The following is a 26,533-nucleotide window of genomic DNA, read 5'->3' on the forward strand; positions in this document are numbered from 1 at the left end:
GACGCGCGCCACCGGACCCGCCCCGGACCGGTGGCGCGCCACACCGGAGGGAACGAAATGGCACTGCCTGCTCAAGGGCCAGTCGAAGGCCCGTGTTCCACCCCGCCGGTGCACACCGAGGACGCCGTCACGCCCGTGCACCCGGTGGACGAGAAGCTCCACCCGTCGCGGCTCGTCCCCGCCGCACTCCAGCACATCGCCGCCATGTACGCGGGCGTTGTCACCCCTCCGCTCATCATCGGCCAGGCCTGCGGGCTCGACATCGCGGGCCGCACCCGGCTCATCGCCGCCAGCCTGCTGATCGCCGGCGTCGCGACGATCCTCCAGACCATCGGCGTCAAGGGACTCGTGGGCAACCGCCTGCCGTTCGTCAACGCCGCCTCCTCGGCCGGCATCGCCCCGATCCTCGCCATCGCCGAGAACAACGCCAAGGGCCACCAACTCCCCGCCATCTACGGCGCGGTGATGATCGCCGGCGCCTTCTGCCTGGCCGTCGGCCCGTTCTTCGGACGGCTGCTGAAGTTCTTCCCACCGCTGGTCACCGGCGTGGTGATCACCCTCATCGGGGTCACGCTGATGCCCGTGCCCGTCGGCTGGGCGCAGGGCGGCGACAGGACCGCCGCCGGCTTCGGGTCCATGAAGAACCTCGCCCTCGCCGCGTTCACCCTCGTCGTCATCCTGCTGATCCAGCGCTTCGGAAAGGGCTTCGTCAAGCAGGTCGCCCTGCTCTTCGGACTGCTCATCGGCACCCTGGCCGCCATTCCGTTCGGCATGGCCGACTTCCGCGGCATCGCGTCCGCCCCGGTCGCCGCGCTGCCCACCCCCTTCGCCTTCGGCGCCCCCGTCTTCCAGCCCGCGGCCATCCTGTCACTGTGCATCGTGATGCTGGTGCTGATGACCGAGTCCAGCGCCGGAATGCTCGCCCTCGGCGAGATCTGCGACCGCCGCGCGGACGCCCGGACCATCACCCGCGGCCTGCGCACCGACGGCATCGCCACCCTGCTCGGCCCCGTCTTCGGCGGCTTCCCCACCTCCGCCTTCGCCCAGAACGTCGGCGTCGTCTCGCTGACCCGGGTGCGCAGCCGCTACGTCGTCGCCGTCGCCGGCTCCGCCCTGCTGGTCCTCGGCGCCTTCCCGGTCCTCGGCGCGGTCGTCTCCCTGGTGCCCATGCCGGTCCTCGGAGGCGCGGGCATCGTGCTGTTCGGCTCGATCGCCGTCAGCGGCATCCGCACCCTGTCCGAGGCCGGACTGGACGACAGCTCCAACATCATCCTGGTCGCCGTGGCCCTCGGCGCCGGCATCATCCCGCTGGCCGCCCCCACCTTCTACACACAGTTCCCGGCCTGGGCGCAGACCGTCCTCGGCTCCGGAATCAGCGCCGGCGCCATCGTCGCGGTCCTGCTCAACCTGTTCTTCCACCACCTCGGCACCCGGAGCAGCACGGCTCCGGCACTCAAATCCTCCTAGGGTCCTGCCGTGCCCTCCCCGTGGACGCCCCACGTCCACGGGCCGCCACCAAAGACAAGGAAGCGCAATGGCACCATCGGCAGCCCAGCGCATCGTCATCGAGAACTGCGCGATCGCGACCGTGGACGCGGACGACACCGAGTACGCCTCCGGACACCTCGTCCTCGCCGGCAACCGGATCGAGTCGGTCGGCGCGGGCAAGGCCCCCGAGGGGCTGAAGGACGTGGTGCGCCGGATCGACGCGAGCGGTCATCTGGCCACGCCCGGTCTGGTCAACACCCACCACCACTTCTACCAGTGGATCACGCGGGGCCTGGCCACCGACCACAACCTGTTCGACTGGCTCGTCGCGCTCTACCCGACGTGGGCGCGCATCGACGAGGAGATGGTGTACGCGGCGGCCCAGGGCTCGCTGGCGATGATGGCCCGCGGCGGCGTCACCACCGCCATGGACCACCACTACGTCTTCCCGCACGGCTGCGGAGACCTGTCCGGCGCGATCATCCGGGCGGCCCGCGAGACGGGCGTACGGTTCACCCTGGCCCGCGGTTCGATGGACCGCGGCGAGAAGGACGGCGGACTGCCGCCGGACTTCGCCGTGGAGACGCTCCAGGGCGCTCTCGCCGCGACAGAGGAGACCGTAGGGCGGCACCACGACGCCTCCTTCGACGCCATGACGCAGGTCGCCGTCGCCCCCTGTTCCCCCTTCTCCGTCTCCACCGAGCTGCTCCAGCAGGCCGCGGAGCTGGCCCGCCGGCTCGGCGTACGGCTGCACACCCACGGCTCGGAGACGGTCGAGGAGGAGAAGTTCTGCCACGAACTGTTCGGCATGGGCCCCACCGACTACTTCGAGTCCACGGGCTGGCTGGGCGAGGACGTGTGGATGGCGCACTGCGTCCACATGAACGACTCCGACATCGCCGCCTTCGCCCGCACGAAGACGGGCGTGGCGCACTGCCCCTCCTCCAACGCCCGCCTCGCGGCCGGAATCGCGCGGGTCCCCGACATGCTGGCGGCCGGTGTCCCGGTCGGCCTCGGTGTCGACGGCACCGCCTCCAACGAGTCCGGCGAACTCCACACCGAACTGCGCAACGCCCTGCTGATCAACCGCCTCGGCCGGCACCGCGAGGCGGCCCTGAACGCCCGCCAGGCGCTGCGCCTCGGCACCTACGGCGGCGCCCAGGTGCTCGGGCGGGCCGGCCAGATCGGCTCACTGGAGCCCGGCAAGCTGGCCGACCTGGTGCTGTGGAAGCTGGACACGCTGGCCCACGCCTCGATCGCCGACCCGGTGACCGCCCTGGTCCTGGGCGCGGCGGCACCGGTCACCGCCTCCTTCGTGGACGGGCGGCAGATCGTCGAGGACGGCCGGTTGCTGACCGCCGACGAGGACGCCATCGCCCGCGCCACACGGGCCGAAGCACAGCGGCTGGCGCGGATCACCGCGCGGAGCTGACCGACTGAGGAACTCCGGCCGGGAGGGACGGCTCCCGACCGGTAGCCGTGGACCCGAGCGGGGTCCGCGGCGGGCCGGCTCCGGGGCGCGCTTGGACACGCGCCCCGGAACGGTCTCCGTTCGCTCTCCGCGGGCCCCACCGAGGGCCCGTCCCCGGTCCCGCACGACCACACGCACCACCTCCTTGACACCCAACGTCGAAGACGACGTGTTCACCGACCGGAGGAGCCGCCGTGGCCGCTCACCCCACATCCAGTGACGAGGCACGACAGCCAGCCGAGTCCACCATCCACCCCGTGGACGAGAAACTCCCCATCCTGAAGATGGCGACCAGCGGCCTGCAGCATGTGGCCGCCATGTACGCGGGTGTGGTCGCCCCGCCCCTGATCGTCGGCGCGGCCGTCGGCCTGTCCGGCACCGAGCTGACCTTCCTCACCGGGGCCTGCCTGTTCACGGCCGGTCTCGCCACCTTCCTGCAGACCCTCGGCATCTGGAAGATCGGCGCCCGGCTCCCCTTCGTCAACGGGGTCACCTTCGCCGGTGTCGCCCCGATGACGGCGATCGTCGCCTCCACCAAGGACAAGTCCGACGCCCTGCCGATCATCTTCGGCGCGGTGATCGTGGCAGGCGTCCTCGGCTTCGTGGGCGCGCCGATCTTCTGCAAGGCGATCCGCTTCTTCCCGCCGGTGGTCACCGGCACCGTGATCACCCTGATCGGTGTCTCCCTGCTGCCCGTCTCCTTCGGCTGGGCCCAAGGGCCCAACCCGGCCGCGCACGACTACGGTTCGGCGACGAACCTCACCCTGGCCGGGATCACCCTGGTCGTCGTGCTGCTGCTGCGCCGCTTCACCCGAGGCTTTGTCAAGCAGATCGCGGTCCTGCTCGGGCTGATCGCCGGCACGGTCATAGCGATCCCGTTCGGGGTCACGGACTTCGGCCCGGTGACGGACGCGCAGGTGGTCGGCTTCCCGACCCCCTTCCACTTCGGCGCGCCGCAGTTCCAGGTCGCCGCGATCCTGTCGATGTGCGTGGTGATGGTGGTCTCGATGACCGAGTCCACCGCGGACATGCTGGCCCTCGGGGAGATCGTCGAACGCCCGGCGGACGAGAAGACGATCGCCGCCGGCCTGCGCGCCGACACCCTCGGCTCCGCCCTCAGCCCCCTGTTCAACGGCTTCATGTGCAGCGCCTTCGCGCAGAACATCGGCCTGGTGGCCATGACCCGGATCCGCAGCCGCTTCGTGGTGGCCTTCGGCGGCGGCTTCCTGGTCCTGATGGGCCTGTGCCCGATGGCCGCCTCGCTCATCGCCGTCGTACCGCGCCCGGTGCTCGGCGGCGCGGGCGTGGTCCTGTTCGGCTCGGTCGCCGCCAGCGGCATCCAGACCCTGGCCCGGGCCGGTCTCGACAAGGACAACAACGTCCTGATCGTCGCCGTCTCGATCGCCGTCGGCATCATCCCGATCACGGCGCCGAACTTCTACCACGCCTTCCCCGAGACCGCCCGGATCGTCCTCGACTCCGGCATCTCCACCGGGTGCGTCGCGGCCGTCCTGCTCAACTTCGTCTTCAACCACCTGGGCAAGCCCCGGTCGGTGGGCGCCCAGGACGTCACTCATCCGATGGAGGCGGGGGAGGAGATCGCGGTGGTGCGCTGATCCCCGGGAGGGGTGGGGCCGGCGCGCGGACCTTGGGACGGGTCCGGCCGCCGCGCGGACTCCTGGCGGGGGTACGGCCGCCGTGCCGTGCCTCTCCGCCGCCTGCGTCACTGCCCGAACAGGCCGGGCGCCCTCGCCAGTTGCTTGAAGCGGTCACGCGGGGCGGGCACCGGCTTCCTCGCCTCGAGGTCCAGGAGGCCGCCGACCGCGTCGATCTCGGCCGCCACCGTGCCGTCGGCCCCGCGGATCGTCTGCAGGTTCCGGAAGGTCTTGCCCTCGCCCCATGCGAAGGCGCAGGTCACGTCGACCTCGTCGCCGGCCGGCGGCTCCCGCAGACAGCGGATCGTCGTCTCCAGGACCACCGGTCCCACGCCGCCGGACACGAGGCCCGCCTGGATGGTCCCGGCCGCCTGGAGCAACGACCAGCGGGGCGTGCTCCGCGTAGTTGAGGTACACGGCCTGGTTGAGGTGTCCCAAGCGCCAAGTGTGTGTCGGAACGCACCTACACCTGCACCGCGTGCGGAGCCGCCTGTCCCGGGGACAAGGACTCCGCCCGCGTGATGCTCGTCCGGGCAGGTCTGGACCCGGCTGGTGTCGAGGGCGCAAGACCTCCCGGAGCGCTGCTCCAGGAGGCGGCCTGAGCCAGGAGTCCCCTTTCCTTCAGGGAGGGGAGCAGTCAAACCCTGCGCGGTGACGCCAGCAGGTAGCGGACCCTCGTGCGGGGCTCGGTGTACTCCCCGACCTGCCAGCCCGCCCGCTCCAGCGAGGCCGCGTACGCCCGCAGCGCCGCACCGTCCGGCCCGTACACCGCGACCGCCTCCGGCTGCGGGGTCGCCCGCACCCGGTAGCCGTCCGCGTCCGGCCCCGCGGGCCGCTGCCCCGCCGCCTCCAGGGCGAGCGCGGCGGCCCGCACCAGATGCGCGCGCTCCCAGGCGCAGGGCCGTTCGACGGCACCGTCCGGATTGGTCATCCTGCGCATCTCCAGCAGCCCCTGCCAGGCGCTGTGCACCTCGCGCACCCGCCCGGGACCGTCGTACGCGTCCTCCTCACCGCCGACGCGGGCGGAGAACACACCGGTACCGGAGGGCGCCTCCTCGACGGTGGGCGCCTTCTCCGCCTCCTCCTCCCGAATCCGATGTCCGGCCGGGGTGAGGAAGTGGTCGTGCGGCGGGCGCGGGTGCCGGAAGGCGAGCCCCCGCTTCACCAGCACCGCGAGCTGCGCCTCCGTGCCCCTGAGCCGACCGGTCACGGGGTCGGCGGCGTCGATGACGCGGCGCTGCGCGGCGGTCGGCGGTCGTGTCACGGCGCGGCCTCCCCGAATCGTCGAACAGTCGTCGATCAGCCCATTCGAAGACTACGACCCGGGTCCGACAACGAGCCGCCGCCGGTTACGCCGAAGGGGCCGACCGGATGTTCCAGCCCGCGACCACCGGCCGCCCGTGCTCCGTGCCCAGCCGGCACACCGTGCCCGTGGCCAGTTGGAACAGCGCGCCCGCCGACGGCGGCAGCCCGAGCCGCCGGGCGGTGAGCACCCGCAGGAAGTGCCCGTGCGCCACCAGCACGACGGCCCCCTCGGTGTTGGCGAGCGCGGCGTCCACCTTGCCCAGCATCCGGTCGGCCCGCTCCCCGACCTGCTCCACGCTCTCCCCGGGATGTTCCGGCGGCCCCGGGGCGACCCCGTCCGTGAACAGGAACCAGCCGGGACGCGTCCGCTGGATCTCGACGGTCGTGATGCCCTCGTAGCCGCCGTAGTCCCACTCCCGCAGATCCGCGTCGACCCGCGCGTCGTGGACCCCGATCAACTCGGCCGTCTCCCGCGCCCGCTGCGACGGGCTGACGAACGCCGCCCCGATCCGGTGCGAGCGGATCAACGGCACCAGCCGCCGCGCCTCCTCCCGCCCGTGCTCGGTGAGCGGCACGTCCGTCCACCCGGTGTGCCGCCCGGACCGCGACCACTCGGTCTCCCCGTGCCGTACGAGAAAGAGATCACCCATGCGTCACAGGCTACGAGCCCGCCCCCGCTCCGGCGGACGCACGCACCCGCGGCCGTGCATCGCGGCCCGGGCACTCTCGGAGCACGGGTCGGCATCGCGACGTCCCAACCCGTTCACTTGCGGGCCCCTGCCGGAGCCGGCCGGCACTCCCTTGCCGGGGCCGGCCGGGGAATGGGGGCACGAGCTGCGAATCATTGCTTCATAGGCAGGTTCCGGAAGTCGCACCGAAGTCCCGCGGCGGCACCGGGACCGTAACACAGCGCAGGTCGCGGGCTCGAAGGACTTTCCCCGCGCCGATCGCGGGCACGGGCCGATCGCGGGCACGGGCCGACCGCGGTCCCGGGCCGACCGCGGTCCCGGGCCGCGCGGCGCCGGGCCCTACTGCCGGTACCCGCCGAGGAACCGCCCGATCCTGCTGATCGCCGTGTCCAGGACGTCCGCGTGGGGGAGTGTGAGGATGCGGAAGTGGTCGGGGGCCGGCCAGTTGAAGCCGGTGCCCTGAACCACCTGGATCTTCTCGCGCAGGAGGAGGTCCAGGACGAACTTCTCGTCGTCGTGGATCCGGTGGACCTTGGGGTCCAGCCGGGCGAACGCGTACAGCGCGCCCCTGGGCTTCACGCACGTCACGCCCGGGATCTCGTTGAGCTTCTGCCAGGCCACATTCCGCTGTTCGTGCAGGCGACCGCCCGGCGCGGTCAGGTCGCGGATGGACTGGCGGCCGCCGAGGGCGGCCTGGATCGCGTACTGCGCGGGGGCGTTGGCGCACAGGCGCATGGAGGCCAGCATGGTCAGGCCCTCCAGGTAGTCCTTCGCGTGCTGCTTGGGGCCGGTGACCACCAGCCAGCCGGAGCGGAAGCCTGCCACGCGGTAGGTCTTGGACAGGCCGCAGAAGGTGAGGACGACCAGGTCGGGGGCGAGCGCGGCGGTGGAGTGGTGGACGGCGTCGTCGTAGAGGATCTGGTCGTAGATCTCGTCGGCGAAGACCATCAGGCCGTGGCGTCGGGCGAGGTCGCAGACGCCCTCCAGGACCTCCTTGGGGTAGACCGCTCCGGTGGGGTTGTTGGGGTTGATGACGACCACGGCCTTCGTACGGTCGGTGATCTTCGATGCCATGTCGTCCAGGTCCGGGTACCAGTCGGCCTGTTCGTCGCACAGGTAGTGGACCGCCTTGCCGCCGGCCAGGGTCGTCACGGCTGTCCAGAGCGGGAAGTCCGGTGCGGGCACGAGGATTTCGTCGCCGTCCTCGACCAGTGCCTGCACGGCCATCGAGACCAGTTCCGAGACGCCGTTGCCGAGGAAGACGTCGTCGACGTCCACCTCCAGGCCGAGGGTCTGGTAGCGCTGGGCGACGGCCCTGCGGGCGGAGAGGACGCCGCGCGAGTCGGTGTAGCCGTGCGCCCGCGGAAGCATCCGGATCATGTCCTGGAGGATCTCCTCCGGCGCCTCGAAGCCGAAGAGCGCGGGGTTGCCGGTGTTCAGTCGCAGCACGCTGTGGCCGGCCTCCTCCAGCGCGTCGGCGTGCTCGATCACCGGGCCGCGGATCTCGTAACAGACCTCGCTGAGCTTGCTCGACTGCCGGAACTCCATGTGCCGCTTCCCCTCCGGTAACTGGTCTTGCTTGGTTTTACCAAGCAAGAGCTTGGAAAGTCCAACAACACGTCTACACTGCGTCGCATGTCACCTCGCCGTAGCTACGACCAGTTCTGCTCCGCCGCCCGCGCGCTCGATGCCGTCGGCGACCGCTGGACCCTGCTGATCGTCCGGGAGCTGCTGGCCGGCCCGCGCCGGTACACCGATCTGCACGCCGACCTGCCGGGCGTGAGCACGGACATGCTCGCCTCACGGCTGAAGGACATGGAACGGGACGGGCTGGCGACCCGGCGCAGGCTGCCGCCGCCAGGAGCCGCTCATGTCTACGAACTCACCTACCGCGGACGTGAGTTGCTGCCTGTTCTGCGGGCGCTCGGGGAGTGGGGGCAGGCGGAGCTGGGGGAGCGGCGGCCCACCGACGCGCTGCGGGCGCACTGGTTCGCGCTGCCCCTGCTGCGCGCCCTGGAGGAGGCGGGGATCGGCGCGGGCGTCGTCGAAGTCCGGCTGGAGGAGGGCGACTTCCATGTGCACGTGGGCGCCGCGGACGGTCCGCTCTACGGGTACGGACCCGCGCCGGGGGAACCGGACGCCCGGCTGGCTCTCGACTCCGCCACGTGTACGGCCGTCAGCCGTGGGGAGTTGGGCCTTGCGGACGCGGTGCGGGGCGGGCGCGTCGAGGTGAGCGGGGACGGCGCGGTGGCCAAGGCGCTGCGCGAGGCCGAGGCGTTGCGCTGGGCCGGGGCATGAGTGAAGGCCCGCCCCCCGAGGGGACAGGCCTTCACGGACGGTGTCGGGCGCAGGTTCGGTCAGACGCCCGGCGGCACCCGCGACGGGCGTCCCGAGCCACGCGTCAGCGCGTACCCGCCGATGCCCGCGAGCGCGGCCAGCACGCCGCCGATCCCGGTCCACACCCACCGGTCGGACCACCAGTTGGAGGACCAGCCGCCGTCGGGCTCGATGCTCGACAGCACGGCCGGCTTCTTCGAACCCTGGTCGTCCTGAGCGTCACTGCCGTCCTGCTCGGACTTGACGGCGATGCCCGGGGTCAGCGGCTGCGCGAGCGAGCCGTCGACCGCCGCGGCGCCGCCGATGTCCTGGGAGTCGGCCCTCACCTCGGCGCTCACCGGCAGACCCAGGTCGGAGGCGGGCAGGCCGACCACCGTGAGCCGGATGTAGTACGTGCCCGGCAGCGGGTCGTTGGCCCACGGCTCCGCCCACGCCCGCACCGTGCGCAGCACGCAGGCGAGCTCGACCGAGGCCGTGCCCTGGGCGGCGGTGCGGGTCTGGGCGCCGTACTGGCAGGACTGGCGGCGCCGCAGGCCGTCGTAGACGTCGATCTGCCAGGTCTGCGAGGCGTGCGACTCGGGCAGTTTCACCGTCGCCTTGACGGTGGGGCGCTGTCCGGCGTCAGCGGCGAACGACCAGTAGAGGTAGTCGCCCGTGGAGCCGTTGGCGGTGGCCTGCTGCCCCTGCTCCATCTCCGTCGCGGTACGGAACGAGGTGCCGGCCTGACTGGGCGCCACGCCGCCGTCGGACGGGTCCGCCGAAGGTGACGAGTCGGCCGCCGCGGGGCCCGCGGCCAGCCCGAGCGCCAGCAGGGCGGCGCCCAACACACGGGTGATACGCATCAGTTCGTCCTCCAGATCGCGACCCGCCAACGCGACACCCAGCCCCACAGCAGGCCCGCGACGAAGCCGGTCAGCACCAGCGCGCCGAGCAGCCACCAGCCGCGGCCGAGGCCGAAGGAGGCCACGTCGCTCGACTTGCCCGGACCGTCCACCACGTCGACGGTCAGCTCCAGAGGCAGACCCGGCGTGGTCTTCACCCCGGAGGCCGCCGAGAAGGCGTTGGTGATCTGCAGGCACACGGTCTCGGCCGGGGCGCTGTCGTCGTCGCTCCCGGGCTTCGGGTAGCGCAGGCCCGCGGAGATCACGTCCGTACGGCCGTTGCCCGCGGCCTCGCCGCGCACGATCTCCCGGCCGTGCTCCGTCACGGCCCGTACCAGCACGCCGTAGTCCGGGTCGACGGCCCGGTCCGCGGCGACGCTCACCGAGGCCCGCAGCTCCTGCCCGGGGTTGACGTCCACCCGGTACCAGCGCTGCTGCCCGAACTCCTCACGGTCGGTGTACAGGCCGGACTTGAGTGTCGGTGCCTTCGCGCACTCGGTGGCGCCCTCCGTGGCCACCGGCGTCACCACGGGGTCGGCCGCCCGGTCGACCAACTGGCCGACACGATCGCTGAGTTCCTCCTTGTGCTGTACGGAGGTGTAGGTGCCGCCGGTCGCCTCCGCGATACAGATGAGCTGGTCGCGGGTCTTGGTGTCCGGCACCAGGCCGAGGGTGTCGATGGTCAGACCGATGCCCTTGGCCGCGATCTCGCGGGCCACCTCGCACGGGTCCAGCGGCTGGCAGGTGTCCTCGCCGTCGGTGATCAGGACGATCCGGCGCATGCCGTTGCCGCCGTCGAGGTCCGTGGCCGCCTTCTGCAGCGCCGGTCCGATCGGGGTCCAGCCGGTCGGCACCAGCGTCGCCACCGCCGTCTTGGCCTCGGTGCGGTTCAGCGGACCGACCGGGTAGAGCTGGGCGGTGTCCTTGCAGCCCGTCTGCCTGTCGTCGCCGGGATAGTCGGCACCCAGGGTGCGGATGCCGAGCTGGACTTCCTCGGGGGTCGCGTCGAGCACCTCGTTGAACGCCTGCTTGGCCGCGGCCATCCGCGACCCGCCGTCCATGTCCCGGGTCCGCATGGATCCGCTGACGTCCAGGACGAGTTCGACCTTCGGGGCGTCCCGGCCCTCCATCTCGTCGGCTACCGCGCCGGCGGGAAAGGCCATCCCGCCCGCCAGGGCGGCGAGCAGAGCACAGACTCCCGCCGCCAGCCGTTGTCTTGTGATCATCGGCGGATCTTATTGATCGGACGTGCCGGGGACCAAAACGAGCGGGTTGGGCAGCTCGGTCCACTGGTCGCCGGGTGTGCCGGGCGAAAGCCGCATCAGCGTCAAAGCCTTCGCGGGAAGCGGCTGTTCGCACAGCGCCAGGAGGTCCGGGGTGCGTGGCAGGTCCCGTACGGCCGGCTCCAGCGCCGTCCGCAGGGCGGCCCCCGATCCGGCCGTTCCCGCCAGCGCGCCCGCCACCAGCGAGCCGAACAGCTTGCGGCGCAGGGCGGTCGGGTCGTCGGTGAGGTTCCGGGCGGGCAACTCCGGTACGGCGATGCCGTGCCGGGTCAGCCGGGCCGGGCTGATCCGGATGTCGGCGAGGTCGCGGTAGACCAGCCGCAGTGGGGAGCCGGACCCGGAGAGCACGACGAGCAGGTTCTGGCCGTGCGCCTCCAGGGCCACCCCCAGCTCCAGCAGACACAGTCCGACGGCCAGCGCCAGGCGCGTGAACTCACCAGTCCATACGGGCGAGTCGGGCAGGCCCGTGGTGGGCAGCGCCGCCACCGGCACGACGTGCTCCCCGGGCGCGGCGTACGTCCGGGGCGGCTCGCGCCACAGGGCCGCCAGATCGGGCGAGCCCGCGGTGGCCGCGCCCAGGGTTCGGGTGATGTGCAGCAGGCCGTCCGTGCGGGCCGCCAGGTCCACGGCGAAGGCCGACAGGGCGGCGGAGGCGGTCACCGAGCCGACCGAGATGTCCCGTACCGACGACGTCAGCCGGGCGCTGAGCGAGGTCTTGACGTGCGGCCCGCCGGGCACGGCCAGGGTGCGCAGCGACATCAGCGGATGGGCCGCGAGGGCGCGCTCCCCGCGCGGCTGCTTGAGCACGTGCGCCGCCTGCCAGGGGTGCACGGGGATCAGCAGCCGCCCGCCGTCCCGCAGGTCCTTCGGCCACGCCCCGCTCACCAGGCACTCCCGCTCCGGCACCGGCAGCAGGCCCAGCTCGACCGACGGCCGGTGCTCGGGCCCGTACGCGAGCTGCTCGGCGACCGAGAAGCCCGGCCGGGAACGGCAGTTGGGGTGGAAGGGGTGACCGTCGACCACCCGCTGCTCCCACTGCCAGTCCGTCACCGGCCACTCCTTCCGGTGCGCCTCGTCATCGGGCGGCTGATCGGCCCGCGACAGCGCCAGCGAGGCGACGCTGTGCCCCAGTTCGGCGGCGAAGGCGTCGTCGTGCGGCACGGCGAGGTCCCTCATCAACCGCGCCGGATCCTCGTGGGCCGCCCCGGCCAGACGTACCGCCGTGACGTACGCGGAGGTGGCGTACGGGTCGGACGGCGGCCCCTCCAGCCGGCGGCCGTCGCTCAGCCGCAGGACGAGCGCGTCCCGCGTGCGCTCCCGGCCGGTGATCCACGGCAGCGGCTCGTGGGCGAGCGCGCGCCACAGCCGGGTCAGTACGGCGGCCCGCGCGCCCTGCAGCAGCGCCGCGTACCGTGAGACGAGGCCGGGCCGCACGGCGGCCAGCTCCTCGGCGACCTCGGTCTCGGTGGCTGGGGGACGGTGCACGGTCGGGCTCCTCCGATGGCGGGCGGGCGTCACGTCGGCGCGTGCCGGGCAGACATACTGATCACCTTCGCACCGTGTGGACTTATGGACCGAACGGACCGAGTAAAACGCATGGAGCTCACGCCCCCCACCGACGGCATCGCGGAGCGCGCGGACGCGTACGCGGCCGCGCCCCTGCTGAACTGCCTGATCCGCGAGGTCGCGCGGCCGTACCCGGGCCCGGGCGGGCGGCGGACGTACCGGCTGCCGGGCGGGGACCGGCTGCTGCGGGTGCGTGACGGGCGGCGGCCCACCGCACCGGAGGTGTACGCGGCAGGCGGCTGGCAGCGGATCGGGCACCCGGAACTGGTCAAACTCGTGGCTGAGGAACTGCGCAGGCACACGGGCCTGTCCAACGACGAACTGCCCGCCGAGATGATCGACAGCCGGGAGGCGGTGGCGGCGCTGCTCTCCGCCCGCGACCGCGCGCCGGCGCCGGAGGACCCGTACATCCGGTCCGAGCAGGCGCTCGTCACCGGCCACCCGTACCACCCGGCGCCCAAGGCGCGCGGCGGCGGCCCGGTCGCCTCCTGGCTGCCGTACGCGCCCGAGGCGCACGCCCGCTTCCCCCTGGTGCTGCTCGGGGTGCGCGAGGACGCGGTCGCCGAGGACGGCGACACCTCGGCGCTCGACCTGCTGGGCCAGGCCCCGCCCGGCTACCGGCTGCTGCCCGCCCATCCCTGGCAGCTCGAACTGGTGGGCCGCGACCTCGCCGGGGCCTTCGCCGACGGGCGGCTGCTGCGGCTGGGTACGACGGCCCGCGCGGTGTGGCCGACGGCGGCGGTCCGCACCGTCCACGTCCCCGGCGCGGACCTCTTCCTGAAGTTCAGCCTGGACGTGCGGATCACCAACGACGTACGGCGGCTGTGGCGGCACGACCTGCGCAAACTGCGCCGCACCGACACGGCCGTCGCGACCGCCTTCGCCCACCTGCCGGGCCCGGCGGCCTGGCTGTCCGACCGCGGCTACCGCACCGCCGCCTTCGCCTTCGAGGAACTGGCCGTCGTCGTCCGCGACGGACTGGGCGAACACCTGGTGCCCGGCGCGACCCCGCTGCTCGCCGCGGCCCTGGCCGAGGGCTTCGACGGCAACCCGCTGGACGGGCCGGTGGACCCGGCGCTGTGGTGGGAGGCGTATCTGCGCCAGGTCGTACCCCCCGCCCTCGGGGTCTTCGCGCGGCACGGCGTCGTCCTGGAGGCCCACCTGCAGAACTCGCTGGTCGCCGTGGACGCCGCCGGCATGCCCGTGCAGGCACTCTTCCGGGACGCGGAGGGCGTCAAGCTGCTGCCGGACGTCTCCCGGGCCACCGGATGGGAGCGGCTGGTGTACTGCCTGGTCGTCAACCACCTCAGTGAGGTCGCCGCCGCCCTCGCCGAACGCCACCCGGGTCTCGACCCCTGGCCCGCCGCCCGCCGCGAACTCGCGCGCCACGACCTGCCCGAGGCCGCCGCCCTGCTCACCTCGCCCACCGTGCCCGGCAAGACGAACCTGCTGCTGCGCTGGACGGGCGCCGACGGTGCCGCCGCCCGCTACCGGCCGGTGCCGAACCCGCTGGTGGGGACCTGATCGCGGGACGGGGCGCCGGACGCCTGCCGTACCCTGGCCGGTGTGCTGCGCGACGTGACTGCCGTTCGATACGTGACCCCGCTGCGGTCCGGTGGCTCCGTGCCCGGAGTCGTCGAGGCCGACGACCTCGGCACGTACGTGGTGAAGTTCACCGGCTCCGCGCAGGGCCGCAAGGCGCTGGTCGCCGAGGTGATCGTGGGCGAGCTGGCGCGCGCCCTCGGACTGCGGTTCCCCGAACTGGTCCTCGTGCACTTCGACCCCGCGCTCGCCGCGCACGAACCCCACCAGGAGGTGCGCGACCTGCTCGACGCGAGCCCGGGTGTGAACCTCGGCATGGACTACCTCCCGGGCGCCGCGGACTTCACCCCCGAGGTCGCCGAGCACTTCCCGGTGGACCCCGTGGAGGCGGGCCGCGTCGTCTGGCTGGACGCGCTGACCGTGAACGTGGACCGCACCGTCCACAGCTCGAACCTGATGGTGTGGCCGACCTTCGGGACCGTGCCGCCGCGCCTGTGGCTCATCGACCACGGCGCGGCCCTGGTCTTCCACCACCGCTGGGACGCCTCGGGACCGGGGAAGGCCTACGACTTCCGCCACCACGCCCTGGGCCGGTACGCGCCGGACGTGCGGGCCGCCGACGCCGAACTGGCCCCCAGGGTGACCCGCGAGCTGCTGCGGTCCGTCCTCGCCGAGGTGCCGGACGCCTGGCTCGCCGACGAGCCCGGCTTCGCCTCCCCGGACGAGGCCCGGCAAGCCTACGTGGACTACCTCGCCGCCCGCGTCGAGGCGTCCCCGGCCTGGCTGCCCACCGACTTCCCCACCCACGAGGAGCTGGCGGCCGAGGAGTCCCGGCGGGCAGCGCGGACCCGGGCGGGCCGGCCGGACTGGCTCAAGCGCGTCCCCGACCTGCACGGCAGACCGGCCGCGGCGCAGGACTGGTCCGTGCACCTGGGGTGAGCCGGGTCACGACGCGAAGTGGCCCCGGAGAGTTCTGGGGCCACTTGACGCGGTGCGGCTGTCAGCCCTTGAGCTGCTGGTACGCCGGCAGGGTCAGGAAGTCGGCGTAGTCCTCGTCGAGGGAGACCTGGAGCAGCAGGTCGTGGGCCTGCTGCCAGTGACCGGCGTAGAAGGCCTCGTCGCCGATCTCCTCGCGGATGTTCTCCAGTTCCTCGGCGGCGACCTTGCGGGCCAGCTCCGGCGTGACCTTCTCGCCGTTGTCGAACTCCACGCCTGCGTTGATCCACTGCCAGATCTGCGAGCGGGAGATCTCCGCGGTGGCCGCGTCCTCCATCAGGTTGAAGATCGCGACCGCGCCGAGCCCGCGCAGCCAGGCCTCGATGTAACGGATGCCCACCTGGACGGCGTTGACCAGGCCCGCGTACGTCGGCCTGGCGTCGAGGGAGTCGATCGCGATCAGATCGGCCGCCTCGACGTGGACGTCCTCGCGCAGCCGGTCCTTCTGGTTCGGCTTGTCGCCGAGGACCTTGTCGAAGGACTCCGTGCAGATCGGCACCAGGTCGGGGTGGGCCACCCAGGAGCCGTCGAAGCCGTCGCCGGCCTCGCGGTCCTTGTCGGCGCGGACCTTCTCGAAGGCCACCTTGTTGACCTCGGCGTCCCGGCGGGACGGGATGAAGGCCGCCATGCCGCCGATCGCGTGCGCGCCGCGCTTGTGGCAGGTGCGCACGAGGAGTTCGGTGTAGGCGCGCATGAACGGAGCCGTCATCGTGACCGCGTTGCGGTCCGGCAGCACGAACTTTGCCCCGCCGTCACGGAAGTTCTTGACGATGGAGAACAGGTAGTCCCAGCGGCCCGCGTTCAGCCCGGAGGCGTGGTCGCGCAGTTCGTAGAGGATCTCCTCCATCTCGTACGCGGCCGTGATCGTCTCGATCAGGACGGTGGCGCGGACGGTGCCCTGCGGGATGCCGACGTAGTCCTGGGCAAAGACGAACACGTCGTTCCACAGCCGCGCCTCCAGGTGCGACTCCGTCTTCGGCAGGTAGAAGTACGGGCCCTTGCCGAGGTCGAGCAGACGCTGGGCGTTGTGGAAGAAGTACAGTCCGAAGTCGACGAAGGCGCCGGGCACCTGGGTGCCGTCCGCGTCGACGAGGTGGCGCTCGTTCAGGTGCCAGCCGCGCGGGCGCATGACGACCGTGGCGAGCTCCTCGTTCGGGCGCAGCGCGTAGGACTTGCCGGAGCCGGGGTCCGTGAAGTCGATGTTCCGGGTGTATGCGTCGATCAGGTTGAGCTGGCCGAGGACGACGTTCTCCCAGGTGGGCGCTGAGGCGTCCTCGAAGTCGGCGAGCCAGACCTTCGCCCCCGAGTTGAGCGCGTTGATGGTCATCTTGCGGTCGGTGGGACCGGTGATCTCGACCCGGCGGTCGTTCAGGGCCGCGGGGGCCGGGGCCACCTTCCAGGAGCCGTCCGCGCGGATCGCGGCCGTCTCCGGGAGGAAGTCGAGCGTGGAGGTGCGGGCGATCTCGGCGCGGCGCTGCGCCCGGCGGGCGAGGAGTTCGTCGCGGCGCGGCGTGAACCGCCGGTGCAGCTCGGCCACGAAGGCGAGCGCCGCGTCGGAGAGGACCTCATCCTGCCGGGGCAGGGGCTCGGCGTCGACGATGGCCAGCGGGGACGGCGCTGGTGCGGACATGAGCTGTCACTTCCTTCGGGGGAGCTTCTTCAGCGAACCACGTTCAGTGCCGCCATGCCGTGGCACCGGGTGCCAATGGCCATGAATACGGCATCTCGCACCCGGGGGCGGGTCGGGCGCTTCTGAAATGTGGATAGTAGTTTCCTCATGGTGGAAGTTCAATGGTCTGTTGACGTCGAGATTCTTCGGGTCGAGGGAAGGTGGCGCTCGGTGCCATCCCGCTCACTCAAGGTGGCCCAGGTCGGCCTCGGTGTCGATGTCGTACGCCCGCGCCACGTCCCCGCACTCGACGAGGGTGATCGATCTCTCGTGCGCCCGCAGATAGGCGCGTGCCCCCCGGTCGCCGGTCGCACTCGCCGCGACGCCGTCCCAGTGGGCCGCCCCGAGCAGCACCGGATGGCCGCGCACCCCGTCGTACGCCGCCGAGACCAGCGATCCCTCGTCCCGGTAGGCGGCCCGCACCCGGGCCACCGCCGCTGCGCTCACACCGGGCTGATCCACGAGCAGGACCAGGGCCGCCCGGGCTCCCGTACCGGCGAGGGAGTCCAGCCCGGCCCGCAGCGAGGAGCCCATGCCCTGCTCCCAGTGCGGGTTCTCCACGAGCACGCAGCCGGCCGGCGCCGCCAGCTGCCGCACCTCGGCCGACCGCGCGCCCAGGACCACGTGGACACGCTCGCATCCGGCCGCCCGCAGGGTCCCGACCGCGTGCTCCACCAGCGGCCGGCCCCGGTGCTCGAGCAGCGCCTTGGGCCGCCCGCCGAGCCGCCGCCCGCCACCCGCCGCCAGCACCAGTCCCGCGATCTCGTCCTCTGTCCGTGTCATGGGTCCTGCATACCGGACCGCCCCCTTGGTCGTGCCGGTGTACGGGGGCTGAATTTCGGTCCCCGCGGTGGCGCACCCCGGTCCGGGTGGCGTTTACTGATCGGCGTCCCCCGGCGCCCGACCCGCTCGACAGGGATGTCCGGACGGGACGACGGAGGGGACGGCGCACGACGGCGTGCGAGGGGGAGGGGCTGTGTTGCGGAGCTTGGACCGGCGGCCGGCGACCGGCGGCAAAGAGGATCCCAGGGTGACGGAGCTGCGGACCGCCGTGGCCCGGCTGCGCCGCGAACTCGCCGCGCATCCGGCGGAGTTCCCCGACCGTGCCATCGCCGAGGACGAACTGGCCGCGCTCGCCGCGATGGCCGCCCACGGCACTTTGGAGATCCCGCGGCTGCGCCGCTGCCTGCTGTTGATCGCCGGATCCATCGGCTCGGTCAGCGCCCTGGCGCACGGACTGTCCCAGGTGCGTGCGGCGGTGGACGTGTTCGGGGAGTCGCCGCGCGATTGATGGTTCCGCCAGGCTCGGCGTAGCCGCCGCCCGGTACGCGACTCCATCCCCGACCAGGCGTGGACGCACACCAGTTGGGACTTCACCGTGGCTTGGCGCACCCGCCTGGGGTCCGCCGGCCGACGGGCGACCGGCCGGGGGACCGACAGCCGGCTGGAGGGGGACCCGCAGCCGGCTTGAGGAGGATCAGGCCGCCGGGCCCGAGATGGCGAGGGCCTTGGAGAGTTCCCTCGCCACCTGCTGGAGGACCGGGACGATCCGTTCCGTCGCCGTGTCCGTGACCCGGCCCGCAGGGCCGGAGATGGAGATCGCCGCTGCGGTGGGGCTGTCGGGGACGGTGACCGCGAGGCAGCGGACCCCGATCTCCTGCTCGTTGTCGTCGACCGCGTAGCCGAGCCGGCGCACTTCCTTCAGGGCTGCCAGGAAGCCCTCCGGGGTGGTTATCGTCTTGTCCGTGGCGGCCGGCATACCGGTGCGGGCCAGCAGCGCGCGCACCTCGTTGTCGGGCGTGTGTGCGAGCAGGGCCTTGCCGACGCCCGTGGAGTGCGGCAGCACCCTGCGGCCCACCTCCGTGAACATCCGCATGGAGTGCTTGGACGGAACCTGCGCCACGTAGACGACCTCGTCCCCGTCCAGCAGCGCCATGTTCGCCGTCTCGCCCGTCTCCTCCACCAGCCGGGCCAGGTACGGCCGCGCCCACGTGCCGAGCAGCCGCGAGGCGGACTCGCCGAGGCGGATGAGGCGGGGACCGAGCGAGTACCGCCGGTTCGGCTGCTGCCGCACATAGCCGCAGGCGACCAGGGTCCGCATCAGCCGGTGGATGGTGGGCAGCGGCAGACCGCTCGCGGCGGAGAGCTCGCTCAGACCCACCTCGCCCCCGGCGTCCGCCATCCGCTCGAGCAGGTCGAAGGCACGCTCGAGGGACTGGACCCCACCGGTGGTGGCGGGGCCGGCGGAGGCGGAGGACTTGCGCTCGTCTGACGGCGGCACGTCGCATTCCTTTCTGCGGGTGTGGCCGCATGCTACCGGCCTGGTCGGATGACCACCCAGATCCGTCACGGGGCGTTCCTGCCGATCAGCAAGGTTTTGTCCATATCCTTGTCTGCAATGCGGTCGGACCCTTGACGGTGCTCTCGGTGAAAACTACGTTCTGGCCACCGGAAGTTTACTTCCGTTCTGTGGAAAACACCGAACGTTCCCCCACCTTCCCCTCCCGGGAGCCCCCTATGCCTCCTGCTGTGGATGACCGATCGTCCGTGGATACCGGCAACACCGCCAGTTCCGGCCTGTACACGTACGATCTCGCCCCCACGAAGAAAGAAGGGCGCCGCTGGGGCGCCTACAACGTCTTCACGCTCTGGGCCAATGATGTGCACAGCCTCGGAAACTACGCCTTCGCGATCGGTCTGTTCGCGCTCGGCCTGAACGTGTGGGGCATCCTGGCCGCCTTCGCACTCGCGTCCATCCTGCTCTTCCTCCTGCTCACCCTGTCCGGGTTCATGGGACACAAGACGGGCGTTCCCTTTCCCGTCATGAGCCGCATCGCGTTCGGCATCAAGGGCGCGAAGATACCGGCCGGTGTCCGCGGCGCCGTCGCCATCGCCTGGTTCGGCATCCAGACCTACCTCGCCTCCTCCGTGCTGAGCGCGCTGCTGGTGGCCATGTTCCCCGGCCTCGGTCGCCTCCAGTCGCACTCCGTGCTCGGTCAGACCCTGCTCGGCTGGCTCACCTTCATGGCCCTGTGGCTGCTCCAGGTGCTCATCGTGAGCTACGGGATGCAGATGATCCGGCGCTACATGGCCTTCGCCGCGCCCACCACCCTGATCACCATGTGCGCCCTGGCCGCCTGGATGTTCTTCCGGGCCGGCGGATCGATCTCCCTGTCCGACGGCGCCCCGCTCACCGGCGGCGCGATGTGGCTGCACATCCTCCAGGGCGCCGCCCTGTGGGTGGTGATCTACGGCACCTTCGTACTGAACTTCTGCGACTTCACCCGGTCGGCCAGGAGCCGTGCCTCCATCGTCCGCGGCAACGTCATCGGCATCCCGGTGAACATGCTCTTCTTCGCCGTCATCGTGGCGGTCCTCAGCGGCGCGCAGTTCAAGCTCAACGGTCAGATCATCACCAGCCCCACGGACATCGTCCGCACCATCCCGAACATGATCCTGCTGGCCGCGGCGTCGCTCGCCCTCATCGCCCTGACCGTCGCGGTGAACCTGCTGGCCAACTTCGTGGCACCGATCTACGCGCTGGTCAACCTCTTCCCGCGCCGGCTGAACTTCCGCCGGGCCGGCCTGGTGAGCGCGATCGCCGGCCTGGTGATCACGCCGTGGAACCTCTACAACAGCCCGATCGCGGTGGAGTACTTCCTCGGCGGGCTCGGCGCCCTGCTCGGGCCGCTGTTCGGCGTGATCATGGCGGACTACTGGCTGCTGCGCAGGGCCCGGGTCAACGTGCCCGACCTCTACACCGAGGACGCGCAGGGCGAGTACCACTACCGTCGCGGCTACAACCCGCGGGCCGTCTGGGCCTTCGTGCCCGCCGCGGCCATCGCCGTCGTCCTCGCCCTGGTGCCCGTCTTCCACGCCGTGGCCGGCTTCTCGTGGTTCGTCGGGGCCATCCTCGCCGCCGCCCTCTACGCGGCCATCGCCGACCGCAACGCCCTGATCCGAGACGTGGACGGCGAGGCCATCGCGGTCGCCGCGGAATGACCCGCGAATCAGCCACGAACGAGCCGTCCAGCAGAACCACCCAGAAAGCCGAACATGCGCATCCTCGTCGTGAACGTCAACACCACGCAGTCCATCACCGACTCGATCGGTGAGCAGGCGGCGGGTGCGGCGTCACCCGGCACCGAGATCGTCCCGCTGACCCCCTCCTTCGGAGCGGAGTCCGTGGAGGGCAACTACGAGAGCTACCTCGCCGCCGTCGCCGTGATGGAGGCCGTCCGTGCCCACCCCGAACCCTTCGACGCCGTGATCCAGGCCGGATACGGCGAGCACGGCCGCGAGGGCCTCCAGGAACTGCTCGACGTACCCGTCGTCGACATCACCGAGGCCGCCGCGAGCACCGCCCAGTTCCTCGGCCGCTCCTACTCCGTCGTCACCAGCCTGGACCGCACGGTCCCCCTGATCGAGGAGCGCCTCCACGTCGCCGGGCTGAGCGCCCGGTGCGCCTCCGTGCGTGCCAGCGGGCTCGCCGTGCTCGACCTGGAGCGGGACGAGAAGGCCGCCGTCGCCGCGATCGCCCAACAGGCCGCCCGCGCGGTGGAGGAGGACCGGGCGGAGGTGATCTGCCTCGGCTGCGGGGGCATGTCCGGGCTCACCGAGCGCGTCGCCGAACGCACCGGGGTCCCCGTCGTCGACGGGGTGACCGCCGCCGTGACGATCGCCGAATCCCTCGTCCGGCTCGGCCTGTCCACCTCCAAGGTGCGCACCTACGCGCCGCCGCGGCCCAAGCGGATGGTCAACTGGCCTCCGAGCACGCGTTGACGCAGGTCGCGCGAGGCCCGGGCAGGGCGCCGCGACGAGGTCCGCTCCGCCGAGAAGGGTCTTGACTCAAGATGTTCGGCCATGAAGACTCCGTCTACAGGAAACTCATTTCCGCTCTCCGGAATTTCACGGGTGAGCGACAGTGAATAGAGGAACAGCACCAGAGGAGGGGCGTCCGTTGCCCGACGTACAGCTCGTACTGCGCTCCACACGCGTCGTCACCCCCGAGGGCGTGCGCCCCGCGTCCGTCACCGTCGCCGACGGCCGGATCTTGGCCGTAGTGCCGTACGACGCCGAGGTGCCTGCGGGAGCGTGGCTGGAGGACGTCGGCGACGACGCTCTGCTGCCCGGCCTCGTCGACACCCATGTCCATGTGAACGACCCCGGGCGCAGCGACTGGGAGGGCTTCTGGACCGCCACCCGGGCGGCGGCCGCCGGAGGCATCACCACCCTCGTCGACATGCCCCTCAACTCGCTGCCACCGACGACCACCGTCGACAACCTGCGCGTCAAGCGGGAGGTGGCCCGCAGCAAGGCCCACATCGACGTCGGATTCTGGGGCGGCGCGCTCCCGGACAACGTCAAGGACCTGCGGCCCCTGCACGACGCCGGCGTCTTCGGCTTCAAGTGCTTCCTCTCCCCGTCCGGGGTCGACGAGTTCCCCGAGCTGAACCACGACCAGCTGACCGCCTCCATGGCGGAGATCGCGGGCTTCGGCGGACTGCTCATCGTGCACGCGGAGGACCCGCACGAACTCGGGCTCGCCCCCCAGTTGAGCGGCCCGAGGTACACCGACTTCCTGCGGACCCGTCCCCAGGTCTCGGAGGACAGCGCCATCGAGGGCCTCATCGCCCTGGCCCGCCGGCTCGGCGCGCGGGTGCACATCCTGCACCTGTCCTCCTCCGGCGCGCTGCCACTGATCGCCGCCGCCAAGCGCGAGGGCGTCCGCCTCAGCGTCGAGACCTGCCCGCACTACCTCACCCTCACCGCCGAGGAAGTGCCCGACGGGGCCAGCGAGTTCAAGTGCTGCCCGCCGATTCGCGAGGCCGCCAACCAGGACCTGCTCTGGGCCGCCCTCGCCGACGGCACCGTCGACTGCGTCGTCACCGACCACTCGCCGTCCACCGTGGATCTCAAGACGTCCGACTTCGCCACCGCCTGGGGCGGCATATCCTCGCTCCAGCTGAGCCTGTCGGCCATCTGGACGGAGGCGGCCCGGCGCGGGCACGGCATCGAGGACGTGGTCCGCTGGATGTCCGAACGCACCGCGGACCTCGCGGGTCTGGACCGCAAAGGCGCCATCGCGCCCGGCCGGGACGCGGACTTCGCGGTCCTGGCCACCGACGAGACCTTCACCGTGGACCCCGCCGCGCTCCAGCACCGCAACCGCATCACCGCGTACGCGGGCAAGACCCTGCGCGGCGTCGTGAAGTCCACCTGGCTGCGCGGCGAGCGCATCTACGCCACCGCGCTCGACGACCACTTCACCGAACCCACCGGCCGACTCCTGGAAAGGACGAACTGATCACCGTGACGGCGACCCTGAGCTTCACCGGCGACGCGAACCCCTACGGCGGCGGCGACCCCTACGCCGACTACCGTACGGCCGACTTCCCCTTCACCAGGCACGCCAACCTGGCCGACCGCCGGCTCGGCGCGGGCGTCATCGCCGCCAACGACGAGTTCTTCGCCCAGCGCGAGAACCTGCTGGTGCCCGAGCGGGCCGAGTTCGACCCCGAGGACTTCGGGCACAAGGGCAAGGTCATGGACGGCTGGGAGACCCGCCGCCGGCGCGGTGTCTCGGCCGAGCACCCCTGGCCCACCGAGGACGACCACGACTGGGCGCTCATCCGGCTCGGCGCGCCCGGCGTCGTCCGCGGCGTCGTCGTGGACACCGCCCACTTCCGCGGCAACTACCCGCAGGCCGTCTCCGTCGAGGGCACCTCGGTCGACGGCGCCCCCACGCCCGAGGAACTCCTCGCCGACGACGTCAAGTGGACGACCCTCGTCCCGCGCACCGCGGTCGGCGGCCACGCGGCCAACGGCTTCGAGGTGAACGCCGAGCAGCGCTTCACGCACCTGCGTCTCAAGCAGCACCCCGACGGTGGCATCGCGCGCCTGCGGGTGTACGGCGAGGTCGTGCCCGACCCCGCGTGGCTGGCCGCGCTCGGCACCTTCGACGTGGTGGCGCTGGAGAACGGCGGCAGCGTCGAGGACGCCTCCAACCTCTTCTACTCGCCGGCCACCAACACCATCCAGCCGGGCCGCTCCCGCAAGATGGACGACGGCTGGGAGACCCGCCGCCGCCGCGACCAGGGCAACGACTGGATCAGCTACCGCCTCGCCGGGCACACCGAGATCCGCGCCCTGGAGATCGACACCGCCTACCTCAAGGGCAACAGCGCCGGCTGGGCGTCGGTCTCCGTCAAGGACGGCGAGGACGGCGAGTGGACGGAGATCCTGCCGCGCACCCGTCTCCAGCCCGACACCAACCACCGCTTCGTACTGCCCGCGGCGGCCGTCGGCACGCACGCGCGCGTGGACATCTTCCCGGACGGAGGAATCTCCCGGCTCCGCCTGTTCGGCGCACTGACCGAGCAGGGCGCGGCCGCTCTGGCGGCCCGCCACCAGGAACTGGGCGGCTGACCCGTCCGTAGCCGCGGGGCGGGCCGGCCGCACGGACCGGCACGCCCCGCCCACCGGGTTCGCCGGAGGCCGATGAGTTTGGGGGGCCGGTGGGGTCTGAACGGTGACGGAAAAACGCACTGGAAGACCCCACCGAAAGAGAGGCACCCATCATGGGCAAGCTCGTCGTCACCGGATTCGTGAGCCTCGACGGCGTCCACCAGGCGCCCGGCGGTCCCAGGGAGGACGACCGCGACGGCTTCGCGCAGGGCGGCTGGAGCGTTCCGTACGGCGACGAGGGCTTCGGCCGGTTCATGGCCGAGGTGTTCGACCGCGCCGGCGCCTTCCTCCTCGGCCGCCGTACCTACGACATCTTCGCCGCGTTCTGGCCGAACGTGACCGACCCCGCCGACCCGATCGCCTCCCGCCTCAACGGCCTGCCGAAGTACGTGGCTTCCACGAGTCTGACCGATCCCGCCTGGCAGGGCACCACCGTGATCTCCGGGGACCTGGCCAAGGAGGTCGCCGCGATCAAGGAGCGCACCGACGGCGAGCTCCAGGTCCACGGCAGCGGCGCCCTCGCCCACTCCCTGCTGGCCCTGGACCTCGTCGACACGGTCCATCTGCTGACGTTCCCGGTCGTACTCGGCGCCGGGCGCCGCCTGTTCGCGGAGGGCACCGTCCCGACCGCCTTCACGCACACCGGTGGCCGCGTCACCGAGACGGGCGTGTCCATCCAGTCGTACGACGTCGCGGGCCGCCCCCGGTACGGCTCCTACATGGATTGACTTCCCGCGAATTCATCGAACTGGACGGTAAATTCCTCGGGCTTGTCATTGACACCTGAGTGGCGTCCACTTCGTCGGGCTGGGGTGGCCGTCGTCGTCGGCCACCCCGTTTCCGTGCTCCTGGCCCGGCGGCGGGTCGCCCGGGCGACCGTGCCGGCGGAACGGGACGCCGGTGACGGGGAGGATCCGGACGGGCGCGGGTCAGGGGCGTAGCACCACGCGCCGGCCGTGGAGTTCGCCGCGCTCCATGCGCTGGTGGATCTGCGCCGCGGCGCTCAGGGGGTGGTACTCGACCGAGCGGGGCCGCAGCCCGCCGGAGGCCAGCAGGTCGTTGACGGCGGCCGCCGCCTCGGCCAGTTCCGCGGCCGTGGCGTTGGAGATGGCGAAGCCGCGCAGGGAGCCGTCCTTCATGTAGAGCGGACCGACCGGAAGGGTCGGCTCGTCGCGGGCGCCGGACAGGACGACGACGCGACCGCGGTGGGAGAGGAGGCCGACCGCGGTCCTCAGGTCGTTGCGTCCCGAGGTGTCGACGTGGACGCCGACGCCGGACGGAGCGAGCCTCGCCAGCCGCGCCGCGAGATCGGGGGCGTGGTAGTCCACGACCTCCGCCGCGCCCAGGGAGCGGACGTGCTCGTGGTCGCGCGGCGCGGCCGTGGCGAGGACACGCGCGTACGCGCGGTGCGCGAACTCCACCAGCGCGCTGCCCACGTTGCCGGCCGCGCCACCGACCAGGACCGTCTCACCGGGGCGCAGCCCGCCGTACGTGAAGAGGGCCAGATAGGCGGTCGCGGCGGGATGGAACACGGCCACCGCCTCCTCCGGGCGCACGCCCCCCGGCAGCCGGTAGAGGCGGTCGGCGGGCACCACGGCCTGTTCGGCTGCCGCTCCCTGCCGGCCGTCGTGGCCCAGGCTGTTGCACCACACCGTCTCACCGACGGCGAAACCGGAGCCCGCGGACGCCACCGTGCCCACCAGGTCACGTCCGACCACGAACGGGAACGGCAGCGGTGTGCGGAACAGCCCCGAGCGGACGAAGGTGTCCACCGGGTTGACCGTGGTGGCCAGCACGTCCACCAGCACCTCGCCCGGCCCCGGCACGGGAGCGGGCAACTCGCCGAAGCGGATGACGTCGGGCGGCCCCAGCCGTTCGACATAAGCGGCACGCATGATCGCCAATTCTCCCACCGGGCGTGGCGGGCGTCCCCTGCGGCGCGCGTCGGCGACTCCGGCGGCGGGTCGGTGGGCTGGTGGGCCGGTAGGGCCGGTGAGCCGGTGCGGCCGGTGAGCTGGTGTGCGGGCGCCGTGCCTGCCACCGGGTCCGTGCCTGTCGGTCGGCCGGGAGTCGTCGGTCGGCCGGTGGGCTGGTGTGCGGGCGCCGTGCCTGCCACCGGGTCCGTGCCTGTCGGTCGGCCGGGAGTCGTCGGTCGGCCGGTGGGCTGGTGTGCGGGCGCCGTGC

General features: G+C 72.1%; 22 protein-coding genes and 2 pseudogenes. 13 read left to right on the top strand and 11 right to left on the bottom strand.

Annotated features, from left to right (window positions below; translation table 11 throughout):
* Positions 1 to 57 precede the first annotated feature (57 nt).
* From ACFY4A_RS16680 to ACFY4A_RS16690, 3 genes are all read left to right on the top strand, one after another.
* A complete protein-coding gene (locus tag ACFY4A_RS16680) occupies positions 58 to 1,467 on the top strand; it encodes a nucleobase:cation symporter-2 family protein (RefSeq protein ID WP_390830161.1) in 1,410 nt (469 codons plus the stop codon).
* A 67-nt stretch (positions 1,468 to 1,534) separates the two neighbouring features.
* Positions 1,535 to 2,920: an 8-oxoguanine deaminase gene (locus tag ACFY4A_RS16685; protein WP_390830162.1), complete on the top strand. Its 1,386-nt coding sequence runs from the start codon at positions 1,535 to 1,537 to the stop codon at positions 2,918 to 2,920.
* 323 nt (positions 2,921 to 3,243) lie between these two features.
* Positions 3,244 to 4,575 (top strand): nucleobase:cation symporter-2 family protein, encoded by a 1,332-nt coding sequence (locus ACFY4A_RS16690; protein WP_390830196.1) that lies wholly within the window; start codon positions 3,244 to 3,246, stop codon positions 4,573 to 4,575.
* A gap of 107 nt (positions 4,576 to 4,682) precedes the next feature.
* On the opposite strand, the pseudogene ACFY4A_RS16695 reads toward ACFY4A_RS16690, so the two are convergent.
* A pseudogene (locus tag ACFY4A_RS16695) lies at positions 4,683 to 5,052 on the bottom strand (acyl-CoA thioesterase).
* A gap of 11 nt (positions 5,053 to 5,063) precedes the next feature.
* On the opposite strand from ACFY4A_RS16695, the pseudogene ACFY4A_RS16700 reads away from it, so the two are divergent.
* A pseudogene (locus ACFY4A_RS16700) lies at positions 5,064 to 5,216 on the top strand (RNA-guided endonuclease TnpB family protein); the annotation flags it as partial.
* A gap of 35 nt (positions 5,217 to 5,251) precedes the next feature.
* On the opposite strand, the gene ACFY4A_RS16705 reads toward ACFY4A_RS16700, so the two are convergent.
* From ACFY4A_RS16705 to ACFY4A_RS16715, 3 genes are all read right to left on the bottom strand, one after another.
* The gene (locus tag ACFY4A_RS16705) at positions 5,252 to 5,878 is read right to left on the bottom strand and encodes a hypothetical protein (protein ID WP_390830163.1); all 627 of its coding nucleotides are present in this window, start codon (positions 5,876 to 5,878) and stop codon (positions 5,252 to 5,254) included.
* 85 nt (positions 5,879 to 5,963) lie between these two features.
* On the bottom strand, positions 5,964 to 6,569 hold the full coding sequence (locus ACFY4A_RS16710; RefSeq protein WP_390830164.1) for a histidine phosphatase family protein: 606 nt from the start codon (positions 6,567 to 6,569) through the stop codon (positions 5,964 to 5,966).
* A gap of 378 nt (positions 6,570 to 6,947) precedes the next feature.
* Positions 6,948 to 8,156, bottom strand: a complete 1,209-nt coding sequence (locus ACFY4A_RS16715; RefSeq protein ID WP_390830165.1) for a pyridoxal phosphate-dependent aminotransferase — start codon at positions 8,154 to 8,156, stop codon at positions 6,948 to 6,950.
* Between the two features lie 87 nt (positions 8,157 to 8,243).
* Between ACFY4A_RS16715 and ACFY4A_RS16720 the strand changes: the two genes are divergently transcribed.
* On the top strand, positions 8,244 to 8,906 hold the full coding sequence (locus ACFY4A_RS16720; RefSeq protein WP_390830166.1) for a winged helix-turn-helix transcriptional regulator: 663 nt from the start codon (positions 8,244 to 8,246) through the stop codon (positions 8,904 to 8,906).
* Between the two features lie 59 nt (positions 8,907 to 8,965).
* Here the strand turns inward: ACFY4A_RS16720 and ACFY4A_RS16725 are convergent, their stop codons facing one another.
* From ACFY4A_RS16725 to ACFY4A_RS16735, 3 genes are read right to left on the bottom strand one after another with little or no spacing between them, the layout of a single operon-like run.
* Positions 8,966 to 9,787: a hypothetical protein gene (locus ACFY4A_RS16725; protein WP_390830167.1), complete on the bottom strand. Its 822-nt coding sequence runs from the start codon at positions 9,785 to 9,787 to the stop codon at positions 8,966 to 8,968.
* A complete protein-coding gene (locus ACFY4A_RS16730) occupies positions 9,787 to 11,052 on the bottom strand; it encodes a VWA domain-containing protein (protein ID WP_390830168.1) in 1,266 nt (421 codons plus the stop codon). Before ACFY4A_RS16730 ends, ACFY4A_RS16725 begins: the two co-directional genes overlap by 1 nt.
* A gap of 9 nt (positions 11,053 to 11,061) precedes the next feature.
* Positions 11,062 to 12,594: an IucA/IucC family protein gene (locus tag ACFY4A_RS16735; protein ID WP_390830169.1), complete on the bottom strand. Its 1,533-nt coding sequence runs from the start codon at positions 12,592 to 12,594 to the stop codon at positions 11,062 to 11,064.
* A gap of 111 nt (positions 12,595 to 12,705) precedes the next feature.
* Here ACFY4A_RS16735 and ACFY4A_RS16740 point away from each other — a divergent pair, with 111 nt between their 5' ends.
* Together ACFY4A_RS16740 and ACFY4A_RS16745 are read left to right on the top strand one after the other, a co-directional pair.
* Complete coding sequence (locus ACFY4A_RS16740; protein ID WP_390830170.1) at positions 12,706 to 14,199, top strand: IucA/IucC family protein; 1,494 nt, start codon at positions 12,706 to 12,708, stop codon at positions 14,197 to 14,199.
* Between the two features lie 42 nt (positions 14,200 to 14,241).
* Positions 14,242 to 15,156, top strand: a complete 915-nt coding sequence (locus tag ACFY4A_RS16745) for a HipA family kinase (RefSeq protein ID WP_390830171.1) — start codon at positions 14,242 to 14,244, stop codon at positions 15,154 to 15,156.
* Positions 15,157 to 15,217: 61 nt separating this feature from the next.
* Here ACFY4A_RS16745 and aceB read toward each other — a convergent pair whose 3' ends face one another.
* Entirely contained in the window at positions 15,218 to 16,843 is a 1,626-nt protein-coding gene (gene aceB / locus ACFY4A_RS16750; protein ID WP_390830172.1) for a malate synthase A, read from the bottom strand.
* Positions 16,844 to 17,065: 222 nt separating this feature from the next.
* A complete protein-coding gene (locus tag ACFY4A_RS16755; protein ID WP_390830173.1) occupies positions 17,066 to 17,665 on the bottom strand; it encodes an NTP transferase domain-containing protein in 600 nt (199 codons plus the stop codon).
* Between the two features lie 193 nt (positions 17,666 to 17,858).
* Here ACFY4A_RS16755 and ACFY4A_RS16760 point away from each other — a divergent pair, with 193 nt between their 5' ends.
* Positions 17,859 to 18,173 (top strand): DUF5955 family protein, encoded by a 315-nt coding sequence (locus ACFY4A_RS16760; RefSeq protein ID WP_390830174.1) that lies wholly within the window; start codon positions 17,859 to 17,861, stop codon positions 18,171 to 18,173.
* Between the two features lie 186 nt (positions 18,174 to 18,359).
* On the opposite strand, the gene ACFY4A_RS16765 is transcribed toward ACFY4A_RS16760, so the two are convergent.
* Complete coding sequence (locus ACFY4A_RS16765) at positions 18,360 to 19,163, bottom strand: IclR family transcriptional regulator (protein ID WP_390830175.1); 804 nt, start codon at positions 19,161 to 19,163, stop codon at positions 18,360 to 18,362.
* Positions 19,164 to 19,399: 236 nt separating this feature from the next.
* Between ACFY4A_RS16765 and ACFY4A_RS16770 the strand changes: the two genes are divergently transcribed.
* The 5 genes from ACFY4A_RS16770 (at position 19,400) to ACFY4A_RS16790 (ending at position 25,077) form a co-directional block, all read left to right on the top strand.
* On the top strand, positions 19,400 to 20,884 hold the full coding sequence (locus ACFY4A_RS16770) for an NCS1 family nucleobase:cation symporter-1 (RefSeq protein ID WP_390830176.1): 1,485 nt from the start codon (positions 19,400 to 19,402) through the stop codon (positions 20,882 to 20,884).
* A gap of 54 nt (positions 20,885 to 20,938) precedes the next feature.
* Complete coding sequence (locus tag ACFY4A_RS16775; RefSeq protein ID WP_390830177.1) at positions 20,939 to 21,664, top strand: aspartate/glutamate racemase family protein; 726 nt, start codon at positions 20,939 to 20,941, stop codon at positions 21,662 to 21,664.
* 178 nt (positions 21,665 to 21,842) lie between these two features.
* The gene (gene allB, locus ACFY4A_RS16780) at positions 21,843 to 23,189 is read left to right on the top strand and encodes an allantoinase AllB (protein WP_390830178.1); all 1,347 of its coding nucleotides are present in this window, start codon (positions 21,843 to 21,845) and stop codon (positions 23,187 to 23,189) included.
* A 5-nt stretch (positions 23,190 to 23,194) separates the two neighbouring features.
* Positions 23,195 to 24,310: an allantoicase gene (alc, locus tag ACFY4A_RS16785; RefSeq protein ID WP_390830179.1), complete on the top strand. Its 1,116-nt coding sequence runs from the start codon at positions 23,195 to 23,197 to the stop codon at positions 24,308 to 24,310.
* A 152-nt stretch (positions 24,311 to 24,462) separates the two neighbouring features.
* Positions 24,463 to 25,077 carry a dihydrofolate reductase family protein gene (locus ACFY4A_RS16790; RefSeq protein WP_390830180.1) on the top strand — a complete coding sequence of 205 codons (615 nt, stop codon included), beginning with the start codon at positions 24,463 to 24,465 and terminating at the stop codon, positions 25,075 to 25,077.
* 201 nt (positions 25,078 to 25,278) lie between these two features.
* On the opposite strand, the gene ACFY4A_RS16795 is transcribed toward ACFY4A_RS16790, so the two are convergent.
* Positions 25,279 to 26,244: an NADPH:quinone reductase gene (locus tag ACFY4A_RS16795; RefSeq protein ID WP_390830181.1), complete on the bottom strand. Its 966-nt coding sequence runs from the start codon at positions 26,242 to 26,244 to the stop codon at positions 25,279 to 25,281.
* Between the last annotated feature and the right edge of the window lie 289 nt (positions 26,245 to 26,533).

The sequence above is a fragment of the Streptomyces sp. NPDC001292 genome (genome assembly GCF_042896465.1).
Taxonomy (GTDB): domain Bacteria; phylum Actinomycetota; class Actinomycetes; order Streptomycetales; family Streptomycetaceae; genus Streptomyces.